General features: G+C 47.7%; 9 protein-coding genes and 1 pseudogene. 7 read left to right on the top strand and 3 right to left on the bottom strand.

Annotated elements, in window-relative coordinates:
- Positions 1-7: 7 nt before the first annotated feature.
- Positions 8-511: an Rrf2 family transcriptional regulator gene (locus tag FDX22_RS28610; RefSeq protein WP_115257233.1), complete on the top strand. Its 504-nt coding sequence runs from the start codon at positions 8-10 to the stop codon at positions 509-511.
- Between the two features lie 87 nt (positions 512-598).
- Here the strand turns inward: FDX22_RS28610 and dtpB are convergent, their stop codons facing one another.
- Both dtpB and uspA read right to left on the bottom strand, forming a co-directional pair.
- On the bottom strand, positions 599-2071 hold the full coding sequence (gene dtpB, locus FDX22_RS28605; RefSeq protein ID WP_146718132.1) for a dipeptide/tripeptide permease DtpB: 1473 nt from the start codon (positions 2069-2071) through the stop codon (positions 599-601).
- 292 nt (positions 2072-2363) lie between these two features.
- On the bottom strand, positions 2364-2801 hold the full coding sequence (gene uspA, locus FDX22_RS28600; protein ID WP_003023368.1) for a universal stress protein UspA: 438 nt from the start codon (positions 2799-2801) through the stop codon (positions 2364-2366).
- Positions 2802-3194: 393 nt separating this feature from the next.
- Here uspA and uspB point away from each other — a divergent pair, with 393 nt between their 5' ends.
- A complete protein-coding gene (gene uspB, locus FDX22_RS28595) occupies positions 3195-3530 on the top strand; it encodes a universal stress protein UspB (RefSeq protein WP_096759190.1) in 336 nt (111 codons plus the stop codon).
- Between the two features lie 64 nt (positions 3531-3594).
- On the opposite strand, the pseudogene pitA reads toward uspB, so the two are convergent.
- Positions 3595-5094, bottom strand: a pseudogene (gene pitA / locus FDX22_RS28590) (inorganic phosphate transporter PitA).
- A gap of 229 nt (positions 5095-5323) precedes the next feature.
- Here pitA and FDX22_RS28585 point away from each other — a divergent pair.
- The 5 genes from FDX22_RS28585 (at position 5324) to FDX22_RS28565 (ending at position 11466) form a co-directional block, all read left to right on the top strand.
- Complete coding sequence (locus FDX22_RS28585) at positions 5324-6514, top strand: NAD(P)/FAD-dependent oxidoreductase (RefSeq protein WP_146718131.1); 1191 nt, start codon at positions 5324-5326, stop codon at positions 6512-6514.
- A 240-nt stretch (positions 6515-6754) separates the two neighbouring features.
- Complete coding sequence (locus FDX22_RS28580) at positions 6755-7786, top strand: hypothetical protein (protein ID WP_186805490.1); 1032 nt, start codon at positions 6755-6757, stop codon at positions 7784-7786.
- A gap of 443 nt (positions 7787-8229) precedes the next feature.
- Positions 8230-9273 carry a nucleotidyltransferase gene (locus tag FDX22_RS28575; RefSeq protein WP_146718129.1) on the top strand — a complete coding sequence of 348 codons (1044 nt, stop codon included), beginning with the start codon at positions 8230-8232 and terminating at the stop codon, positions 9271-9273.
- Positions 9270-11006, top strand: a complete 1737-nt coding sequence (locus tag FDX22_RS28570) for a ThiF family adenylyltransferase (protein ID WP_146718128.1) — start codon at positions 9270-9272, stop codon at positions 11004-11006. Before FDX22_RS28575 ends, FDX22_RS28570 begins: the two co-directional genes overlap by 4 nt.
- Entirely contained in the window at positions 10999-11466 is a 468-nt protein-coding gene (locus FDX22_RS28565; RefSeq protein ID WP_146718127.1) for a Mov34/MPN/PAD-1 family protein, read from the top strand. The genes FDX22_RS28570 and FDX22_RS28565 overlap by 8 nt, the downstream gene beginning before the upstream one ends.
- Positions 11467-11499 lie beyond the last annotated feature (33 nt).

Below are 11499 nucleotides of genomic sequence, written 5' to 3'. Positions count from 1 at the left end.
TAAGAGCATGGCATTCTACAGTTCCGGGGTTGAGTACGGCATCCATAGCCTGATGTGTATGGTTGACAGTAAGGGGGATGCGCGGGATATGAGCGTACGGGAAATTGCTGAGCTACAAAGCGTGCCGTATGACTATCTGGCGAAGATCTTCACCCGTCTGTCGAAGGCCGGACTGGTGCGCAGCAGTGAAGGAAAGGGCGGCGGTTTTCAGCTTGCCAGGCCCGCCGAGCACATCACGGTGCTGGACGTGGTCAATGCTATTGACGGCGACAAGCGTATCTTCGAATGCCGTGAAATCCGCCAGCGCTTAGCGGTCTTTGAGGAGCATCCGCCGGAGTGGGCCTGTGAAGGGATTTGCGGCGTGCGCTCAGTGATGGACATGGCGCAGCAGCGTATGGAAGAGGCGCTTGGTCAGCACACGATCCTGGATTTGGCGCGTAAGATGTATCGCAAAGCACCGGATACGTTTGTCGTAGAAGTGCAGGACTGGATCGACGCACGCAAAGGATAACCACTAAAAATGCCCGATAGCGCAAGGCGTATCGGGCATAATGAATGTAGGCCGGATAAGGCAATAGCCGCCATCCGGCACGGCGTATTACTGTTCAGTACTCGGCGTATTAATCATCCGATTCAGCCAGGGCACCATAATCGCCATTACTACCGTGACCGCTAGCGTGACCAGACCGATTTTACTAAAGACGTTGGTATAGATAGGCAGCGTCTGTAGCGGGTCAGTGATGTTTTCCGGTACCGCGGTGAACGTTGCCACGTAGCCACCCATCAGGAACGCTGCAGCCTGGGTCAGGAACCACATCCCCAGAATAAAGCCCATCAGATGCTGCGGCACCAGCGCGGCGACCATGGCCAGCCCCAGGGCGCTAATCAGCAACTCACCCAGACTCTGGAACAGATACACCAGCACGATGAACCACGGCGAGGTCAGCCCCTGCGCATCGGCAAACCACATACCCGCGGCAGCAGCGGTCAGGAAGCCCAGTGAGCACAGGAACATACCGAGCGTGAACTTCATCGGCATGGTCAGGTCTTTGCCCTTGTTGCCCAGACGGGTATAAATCATTGCCAGTACCGGGCTGGCAAGCACCACCCAGAACGGGTTCAATGCCTGGAAGCTCACCGGGTTGATGGCGAAACCGAGAATTTCATGGTGCACGTTATTGATGGCAAAGAAGTTCAGTGATGTCGGCATCTGCGCGTACAGCACGTAGAACACCACCGCTTCCAGCATCAGGATAAAGGCTACGAACATCTTATTGCGCCCGGTTTTATCCAGTTTGAATGCCTGACGGAAGAAGATGATGGTGACGATAATCGACAGGACGATCAGCACCAGGTTGGCAACTTTCACGTTGTGCATCAACCAGGCGCACACGAATATCATCACCACGGTACCGGCCAGTACACACAGCAGATTGCGGAATACCAGCGGCTTATGGTCCGGCTCAGAACCGATATCCTTCACCATGCCACGGCATGCAAAATAGACCAGCAGTGCAACGATAAGTCCCGCGCCACACAGGTTGTAAGTCACCGCATAGCCAAACTTATCGGCAATGACCGGCGCCAGCGACAGCGACAGCAGGGAGCCGATGTTAATCGACATATAAAACAGGGTGAAGGCGCCGTCCAGTCGGGCGTCTTTTGGCGGATAGCATTTTGACAGCAAGCTTGCCGGGTTAGCTTTAAACAGCCCGTTACCTACGGCGATGGTACCCAACGCAATAAAAATCAGGTCGGGTTTCAGCAGCGACATTCCGGTCATGAAATAGCCAATGGCTAACACTATAGCGCCGAGAACCAGCGTGCGCTTGGTGCCCAACAGGTGGTCGCCAACGTAGCCGCCAATGGATATCAGGCCGTACACCAGCGCGGCAAACGCACCGAAGGTGATAAACGCCTGTTCCTGAGAGAAGCCGAGTTGTTTAACAAAAAATACCGCCAGGATGCCCTGAACGCCGTAATAGCCAAATCGTTCCCATAATTCTACAAAAAAGATCATGAAGAACGGACGAGGTTGCTGCAGCAAGCCCGTAGGTGCTCGTGTATTCATATTCCTTCGCCTTTCAAAGCCATCCCGAAAAGTATGAACGCGTATTCTAAAACGCGCCGAAAAAGTCTTATTTTGTTATAGACTGCGGTGATAGGCCGCGTGGGTAGAGTATTATAGAGATAGTTTTCGATCCAATTAGTTGATCACACTAATTATGATTTATTTGTTGGATTGATGTACTGATAGGAAGTAATTTTCACGCAAGGTACAAAAACAAAAACGCCCGCACAGGCGGGCGCTTACAGGCTTAAATGTTTACAGCGGGGCGGGTTACCCCCCGACAGCTAGCATTTTATGCTTCTTCGTCATCTCGCAGCGGGACAATCAACATGTCGACGTGAACGGTGTTGATCAGCTGGCGCGCAGAGGACATCAGCTTGCTCCAGAAATCCTGGTGATGGCCGCACACGACAAGATCCATATCGTATTTTTTGATGGCATCAACCAGAACCTGACCCAGATCGCCGCTACCGCTCAGGGTTTCGGTGATAGGGTAGCCTGCGTTGGTGGACAGTTCGGTTAACGCGTGATGAGTTTCTTCAGAAATGCGTTTCTGCATGTCGCCCAGATTTACGTCGATTAGCCCGGTGTACAGGTCGGAATAGTTTACGTCAACGTGGATAAGGGAAACTTTTGCATTGTAAGGCCGCGCCATAGAGACCGCTTTTTCAACCAGAACTTTGCTTTCCGGAGAAAGATCAACCGCGATGAGAATGTGTTTATAAGCCATAGTGTTACTCCTTCCATAAGTTGTCGATGACTAGCCTTCTGGCGATCGTTTGCCGCCGCGTCATCCGCATCCTGCGGACCTTACGCGCGGGGCTAGCCCAGTCGTAAAGACGTACCCTATAGGGACTATCCTTACATTATAGCGACCAGAATAATCCGTCAATCCACCTTGATTGCCAAGTAGTTAAACAAATTTTTCAGTTAATTGTATTGATAGTGATTAACCTTCTGGCAAAAAAATTAACTAATCTCCTACACTATCTAGAGAGGCGCTCGGATGCGTGACACTAACACGAGCGGTTTCGGTAGCACTCTTCACTGCATAGTTTGGTAGGGTATCGGGGAGCGGTAGTCCCGGAGAGGAACTCCGTGGGCGGGTCGCCGGGGAGGGGGTATGATAAGCACCATTGCGTTATTCTGGGCTTTGTGTGTCGTTTGCATTGTTAATATGGCGCGCTATTTCTCGTCGTTGCGCGCACTGTTAGTGGTACTTCGTGGTTGCGATCCATTGCTTTACCAGTATGTTGATGGCGGAGGCTTTTTTACCTCGCATGGGCAACCCAACAAGCAGATGCGTCTGGTGTGGTATATCTACGCTCAGCGCTATCGCGATCATCATGATGATGAGTTTATTCGCCGCTGTGAGCGCGTGCGCGGTCAGTTCATTCTCACCAGTTCGTTATGTGGCCTGGTATTAATCAGTATGGTTGCGCTGATTATCTGGCACTGAACCTGATGACAGCGTAAAAAAAAGCGGACCTGTTTGCAGGCCCGCTTTTTTATTGCGCATTCGCTTAGATAAGCTTCAGGGAGAGCCAGTACAGCCCCCCGGAAAGAATAATCGCCGCAGGCAGGGTGAAGACCCAGGCCATCAGAATGCTGGTCACTGTTTTACGCTGTAAGCCGCCACCGTCAACGACCATCGTACCCGCAACGGAAGAGGAGAGTACGTGGGTGGTGGAAACTGGCATACCGGTATAACTGGCGAGACCGATAGAGACGGCGGCCGTCATCTGCGCCGACATCCCCTGAGCATAGGTCATGCCTTTCTTACCGATTTTCTCACCGATAGTGGTTGCCACGCGACGCCAGCCAATCATCGTACCGCAGCCCAGCGCCAGCGCAACGGCCATGATGATCCACACCGGAGCGTACTCAATGGTGCTCAGCATGTCGGTTTTCAGTTTCTTCAACAGACGCTGATCGTCGTTGCTTACACCAGGCAGTTTCACGACCTTATCGGTGGTATCGGAAATGCACAGCATAATACGGCGCAGTTGTCCGCGCTGCTCAACGCTTAACTTGTCGTAGGTTTCCAGATTCGCCAGCATACCTTTCGCACGTTCCAGCGCGTTAATGGTATTAGCCGGGTGGCAATGGAACTCTGTCGTCGTCGCTGTACCTGTTTCCGTCGGTGACGGAATCAACTGGTCTACGCCGGTCGCCTGCTTGAGCAGGTCAGGACGTTGCTGGAAGAAGGTTTCGACGTTATTGATAGCATCGCGGGTACGGGTAATTTCGTAACCGGAAGCGTTCATATTCACCACGAAACCGGCAGGTGCTACGCCAATCAGTACCAGCATGACCAGACCAATGCCTTTCTGCCCGTCGTTTGCGCCATGAGAGAACGCCACGCCGATTGCGGAGAGGATCAGTGCGATACGCGTCCAGAATGGCGGCTTTTTCTTGCCGTCTTTCTTTTCACGCTCTGCTGGCGTCAGGTGAATACGGGCACGTTTTTTAGTACCGCTCCAGTAGCGACGCAGCAAAAAGATCAGGCCGCCTGCAACCACCAGGCCGACAATCGGCGAGATGATAAGAGAGGCAAAAATACCTATCACTTTCGGGATGTTAAGTGCATCCACGACCGATGTGCCGTTCATCAACGCATTGGTTAAACCAATACCGATAATCGCGCCAATCAGCGTGTGGGAGCTGGATGCAGGCAAACCAAAGTACTAGGTACCCAGGTTCCAGATAATTGCCGCCAACAGCATAGAGAACACCATGGCGAGGCCATGTGATGAACCCATGTTGAGCAGCAGATCCGTTGGCAACATATGCACGATGGCATACGCTACGCTGAGACCGCCCAGCAAAACACCAAAGAAGTTAAACACCGCAGCCATGATCACCGCCAATTGCGAACGCATGGCACGGGTGTAGATCACAGTAGCGACGGCATTGGCTGTATCATGGAAGCCGTTAATTGCTTCGTAGAACAGAACAAAAGCCAAAGCAAGCAAGAGTAAAAGCCCGGTATGTAAATCCAGGCCAGCAAACAAATGTAGCATAGGACGTTACGCCATTTTGAGGACATGAACGCGGCGCATTATCAGTGACTTTGGCGGCGCGGGCAAAGTGAAATATAGAGTTTTTTTGATTTGTCTCCTGCTTTGTATGACACCACTAAAGAATTATCTTATAGAATTCAGATAAATACCTATTTTTGATGGTTTGGTGCTGGTGCGGCCACTGAGGAATCTTTACAATTCACGCCCGCTTTTTAGAGAGGATCGCAACGTGGAAAGGTTTGATACCGTTATTATAGGCGCTGGCGCAGCGGGTATGTTCTGTGCCGCGCAGGCAGGACAAGCAGGAAGTCGAGTACTGCTTATTGATAATGGTAAAAAGCCCGGTCGCAAGATCCTCATGTCTGGCGGGGGGCGCTGTAACTTTACCAATCTTTATGTTGAGCCTGCGGCTTATTTGAGTCAAAACCCTCATTTCTGTAAGTCAGCGTTGGCGCGCTATACCCAGTGGGATTTTATCGATCTGGTGGGTAAACACGGCATTGCCTGGCATGAAAAAACGCTCGGCCAGCTTTTTTGTGACGACTCCGCGCAGCAAATAGTCGATATGCTGGTAGCGGAATGCGAAAAAGGTAACGTTACGATGCGCTTACGTAGCGAAGTTCTGAGCGTCGCACGGGATGATGAGGGCTTTACGCTGGAGCTCAACGGCGCAACTGTTGGTGCGACGAAACTGGTGATTGCCAGCGGTGGGCTTTCTATGCCGGGTCTGGGTGCGACGCCATTTGGTTATAAAATTGCCGAACAGTTTGGCCTGAATGTGCTGCCAACGCGTGCGGGTCTGGTGCCTTTTACGCTGCATAAGCCGCTGCTTGACCAGCTTCAGGTGCTCTCCGGCGTGTCTGTTCCCTCTGTCATTACCGCTGAGGACGGCACCGTATTTCGTGAAAACCTGCTCTTTACGCACCGTGGGCTGTCAGGCCCGGCCGTTCTACAAATTTCGAGTTTTTGGCAGCCGGGTGAATTTGTCAGCATTAATTTGTTGCCAGATGTTGACCTCGAAAGCTTCCTTGATGAACAGCGCAGCGCGCATCCCAATCAGAGTCTGAAGAACACGCTGGCGATGCAATTACCGAAGCGACTGGTGGAGTGTTTGCAGCAGTTGGGGCAAATCCCGGACGTGACGTTGAAGCAACTTAACCTACGCGATCAGCAAGCACTGGTGGAAACGCTGACCGAATGGCGCGTGCAGCCAAACGGCACGGAAGGGTATCGCACGGCAGAGGTGACGCTGGGCGGAGTAGACACCAACGAATTGTCTTCACGGACCATGGAAGCCCGCAAAGTACCGGGCCTTTATTTCATTGGCGAAGTGATGGACGTCACCGGCTGGCTGGGTGGTTATAACTTCCAGTGGGCATGGTCGAGCGCCTGGGCGTGTGCGCAGGATTTAGTGTTGTGAACTGATAAAAAAGTTATCCCACTGACATAAAAGTTTTACCGCTAAGCGATTTTATACAATTAAAGTTATACTACTAAATCGTATTAGTGTTTGATTTATATGTAATATTATTTTCATGTATTGTTTTGTTACGATGCGTTGATTGAATTTTGAGCTGTTTTGTGTATTGAATTTACTGCAATCTAACTAATTTAGCTGTTCAGCCAACTGACTTATCCTGGTATCTCGATCGAGGTAACTATGAGCAGAGGAAGGCGGTTTACATCTCATGAGAGCTATCTAAAGCAACAGTGGACAGGAGCAGAGCAGTGTGATGCTCATAAGAAACCACTTACCTTGATGGAATACCCTACTCGTTCAGGTATGGTAGATGCACTCTCTGACTTGTTGATTTTCGGTATTCCGTCTTTTGGTTATGAGGGAAGTGATCATATTTTTAATCCTGACGAAGAGACCCGAAATTTCAGCGAGAATCACAGAGTGAATGATGCTTATGTTGTTGGGTATCCCAACGAGGCCAAATCTCGTCATGTTTATATTAAGCGTTGCGCCGAAAAAAAATTATCTGACTGGCTTCGCTTTCACAGGGGAGTGATTTCTGAAAAATATTACCTCAGGCCAGGGTATTACAATCCGGCTCAAATGGCTGAAACTCTTCTGACAAAACCCGGGGCACATCTTCCCCGCCTGTATGAAGAATTAATCAACAATCCTCATTATGACTTTAAGGTTTATGCAGAAAAGTTGACGGAGTTCTGCACTGAATTTATAGGCATATTTAATCAAACGAGTATCCCGATAAAAGTACTGAAGGCAGTCGACGCCAGGTGCCATTTTTGTCCGACCGGTAGTGATGCGCGCACATGCAGAGTAAATGGATCCCTTGCATGGTTTTATCTTATGACCCCCATTTTAAAGGAAGAATCAAATGGCACGGAATTTATTTTTAGTGGTTCGCGAGAGGAATTAAATGAATATTTGTTTGGCATATATCGCAAATATTGTCCTTTCGATCGACAGGGACATCCGCTGTCCGGAGTGAGTATTATTGACTGGGCAAGCGCTGATGCCTGTTTCCCGGTTCAAAAAACTGATATGGGTAATGAAAAAGAAGAACAAAGCCCTGTAACGGGAAAAGGTAATAAGCAAAGTGGGATGACACCCGAACCCAGTTTATATCGTGAGCAAAAATATTTACGACATCAGGTTGTTTTGCTTCGTAAGCAAAATGCTTTGCTTACGAATTTACTTGAGGCTAAAAATGATAAGTAGGTATTCTTTTCTGGAATTACTGCTAACTGATAAAGATGCGGTCAGCAGAAATACCAGAGCAGATATGTCACTTATGAGAACCAATCAACTGAATATCGCCCAGGCGCAGTCCGCAGTCCGCAGTCCGCAGTATCCAATGTTGATATTGTGGCTCAGTTGCTCAAGCATATGGCAAAAGAAGACAACCTCGGTGATACTCTTGTTTGCGCAAGCTTTTCTACCGCCTCACCTCTTCTGATCCTTTGATACCTATAACAGCCAGTCCTAGTTGGTAACCCACACATCCAATGGAAAAACTCATTATGGACGGAACTGGCAACCGAGCCGAAAGTGGCTCTTGATATGTCAGTCATCCAGATAGATGATTATTTTTAACTCCACCACTTGAAAAAAAACGAAGCGACACCATCTAAAATGGAATTCACAATAAATGTGGGGTCAATATGAGCATTCAGAGTAAATTCCTTAAATTTCATGATGCTATAAAGCTTGGACGAAAAGATCCGGAATACAACAATGCACGTCAAAAAGATGACAGCATCACTGCGAGCATTAAGGAACGATTCCGCTTGGATGGATACCCTGTTATCGACGATTTCATTCAGGGTTCTCTCGCAACAAGTACTGCAATTCGGGAAAAGGGCCAAGATTTTGATATTGACCGTGCGATTGTTATCGAATCTAGTGCGGCCCCGGAAAATCCAATTACGCCTAAGTTGGCCGTTCTTGAAGTGTTAGAGGCTCGCGGATTTAAACACGCGAAAATTAAGAAACCATGTGTTACTGCCGATTATAAATCTGAAAATCTGCACATTGATATCCCTGTTTACCGTCAATATGAAAATGGGCAGTATGAGCTTGCAGTAGGAAAACGCCTATCTGATGAAAACAACAGAGAGTGGGCTATGTCCGCACCAGTCGAGCTTATCGACTGGGTTAAGAGTTACAACAAAGACGTTGCTTATGCTTCTGAAAAACATGATCAGTTTCGGCGTCTTGTTCGATACCTGAAGCGGTGGAGAAACTACACATTTGCAGATGAGGTCCGCCGTAAAATCTTCTCCATCGGGATTACCGTCATGGTGAAGGAGTGCTTTGTCTCTTCAGTTGATAACGAAGGTTTTGCCGATGACCTTGCAGCATTAAAGTTAACAGTGTCAGCAATTCTGGCTTCTCCTTGGTATTTTACTTCTTTAGGAGAAGGTAAATATAATGTCAGGGTTTCTTTGCCTGTAGGTACCCGGCGGGACATATTTGATGGAAGCAGCGTAGTGACGGGCACTCAGTTCAGGAACAGACTCGCAGCATTATTGAAGACACTTGAGAGTGCTGTTAATGAAGACGATGAATCAAAGCAGTGTGAACTTCTTCGTTCTGAATTCGGTGAGGATTTCCCGGAGGGTAAATCTACTTTACCATTGAAAAATATGAGTAAAAATGCCGTCTATGCAACTTCCGGTGCAGTAGGGACTTCGCAAGGCGCATGAACTTCCCAGCAATCTCGACCCATCTAACAGAATGCGGATATAACGTATCCGCGATTCCTGGTTCAGATGAATCTGTAGTCCTCCGCGTTGAATTGCGCATCGGAAAATATAATGTATCTCTAATTCATTGGCCGATGAGCGAGTTGACAGGCTTGCCTGCCTTTTTTCTTGATAAGGCATCCACTTTCCCCAGACTCGCTCATACTTATGTTTTCAGGGAATCAGATGTGGCAAGCATTTGCATCAATGTCCCTGATGCTGTATCCGTAAATTTTGAACGTCCTGAATTGGCTTTTGAGGAGTCTTTGAAGCGGCATATTAATTTACTAACATGTGCATTAACTGATGAAGAATGGAATGCATCCGAGTTGCTCCGTGAATTTGAGGCTGGTTGGCATAGAATCGTTGGGCCAGATATGTTTGAGTTTGTTTGTTTGTCCGAGAGAGGTGAGCTAGAAGAGTTATCCATTTTAAAACCCCGGGCAGGGCGCTCGACAGGTTTGCAGTCTTATTTCTTCGGTTATCCAGAAGGATATGCCACCGATAAATCATTTTCTCCAATTAACCAATTATTGAATGATAGGGAAGCGGCAAAAGGCATTGGGATTGTGATTCCACTGAGTAACCTTAAGCTTGCTCCTGAGCGCGTTGATGAACTTGCAGAGTGGTACTTGGCTGCCCTGTCAGATTTGGCTGAAGCTGATAGAGTTCACCTCACGGAACTCTATTCTAAGCATCGCTCGCACGAGTTCTGGGTTGTTTTTAATGCACCGACACCTTCTGGGAGAACTTGGTTCGGGATCCGTTTGACTTTAAAAAATACTCAAAAAGGTGGAAAAAAGACACTACCATTAAAAGATGTACATCTTAGAAACTGGAATCTAAAAGCATTTACGGTTTCGCTTTTTAACAAAGAAAGGTTGATGCCACGTAGTGGAGCCAATAGTTCTCTAGGTGATAAAAATATCCTTTTAATTGGATGTGGGTCTGTAGGTGGAGAAATTGCAGACAAACTTGCTGCATCTGGGATTGGACGTATGACGTTGTCCGACCCTGACACCCTAACTCTGGATAATCTTTACCGTCATATTTTGGCCCCAATGCATGTTTCTAGTTATAAATCATCCGCTCTTAAGTTTAGTCTTATTTATAAATATCCTTGGCTTAGCATTAATGGTATGACTCATAGGTTATTAGACCTACGAAATCGGGACTTTCTTACTAGGTTTGACCTCATCATCATCGCAATCGGCTCGCCCACCCACGAGCGTTTATTCAATGAGTATCTTCTGAAAGAAAAAATCAAAACACCAGTGATAAATACATGGGTCGAAGGATATGGTGTAGGTGGGCATGCAGTATTAGCGATCCCGGGCAAGAAAGGGTGCTTGCTCTGTTCCTACATGGATCCAACTGATTTTTCCAGAGGCCTTGCTTCTAATTTGAATTTCCTAAAGCCAAATCAAAACCTAACGAAGAATCATGCTGGATGCGGTGATGCTTTCCTGCCGTACAGCTATATTTCATCAACACAAACATCCTTGATTGCTGCGGATCTTGCAGTGAAATATTTATTGGGTACGATTAGTGACTCTTCTAAAGTTAGCTGGAAAGGTGATCCCTCTGATGCAATGAAAAGTGGATTTCAACTGAGTGATAGATTTAAGTCGTTTACATGTTCCCTTGAAATTATACCTCTCTATAAACAGGGATGCGATCTTTGTGATGAATAGCGACTATCTTGTTATATCAGGCTCAGGATTCCAGGTATTGATACATCCAAAAGTATGCAGTGTTTTGGATAGTTTTCGTCAGATTGATAAGACCGCACCTGAGGCGTTTGGTGTGCTGATTGGTGGAAGAACGCTGGATAATAAACAGTACAAAATCACTGAAATTACCGAGCCAAAGGTCGGAGATCATTGTTCAAGGACACGCTTTACTTTAAAGGATCCGGAGCATCAAGCCATTGTAGATAAACACTATGTTGATTCGGGAGGTGAGCTTGCGTATCTGGGAACTTGGCATACACATCCTGAAGATTTCCCTAATGCTTCCCTGACAGATATCAACGACTGGAAGGAATGTGCGAAACGTAATTTGGATCGACAGTTATTTTTTGTGATCGTAGGATTAAAAAAAATGGCTTTATATTATTACGATAAGAGAGTCCTGAACCGGATTGAGTTCTGAGCAAAAGATACAAACGGTGTATGAGTATTTTTG

Source organism: Citrobacter sp. TBCS-14 (assembly GCF_005280805.1).
Classification (GTDB): domain Bacteria; phylum Pseudomonadota; class Gammaproteobacteria; order Enterobacterales; family Enterobacteriaceae; genus Citrobacter; species Citrobacter gillenii.
Note: the sequence above shows the minus strand (reverse complement) of the source record. Positions and strands in the feature narration are given on the sequence as shown.

Excerpts from the sequence above, each read along its gene's own strand:
- FDX22_RS28610 (WP_115257233.1), top strand. The coding sequence starts at position 8 with ATGGCATTCTACAGTTCCGGGGTTGAGTACGGCATCCATAGCCTGATG.
- dtpB (WP_146718132.1), bottom strand. The coding sequence starts at position 2,071 with ATGAATACACGAGCACCTACGGGCTTGCTGCAGCAACCTCGTCCGTTC.
- uspA (WP_003023368.1), bottom strand. The coding sequence starts at position 2,801 with ATGGCTTATAAACACATTCTCATCGCGGTTGATCTTTCTCCGGAAAGC.
- uspB (WP_096759190.1), top strand. The coding sequence starts at position 3,195 with ATGATAAGCACCATTGCGTTATTCTGGGCTTTGTGTGTCGTTTGCATT.
- FDX22_RS28580 (WP_186805490.1), top strand. The coding sequence starts at position 6,755 with ATGAGCAGAGGAAGGCGGTTTACATCTCATGAGAGCTATCTAAAGCAA.
- FDX22_RS28575 (WP_146718129.1), top strand. The coding sequence starts at position 8,230 with ATGAGCATTCAGAGTAAATTCCTTAAATTTCATGATGCTATAAAGCTT.
- FDX22_RS28570 (WP_146718128.1), top strand. The coding sequence starts at position 9,270 with ATGAACTTCCCAGCAATCTCGACCCATCTAACAGAATGCGGATATAAC.
- FDX22_RS28565 (WP_146718127.1), top strand. The coding sequence starts at position 10,999 with ATGAATAGCGACTATCTTGTTATATCAGGCTCAGGATTCCAGGTATTG.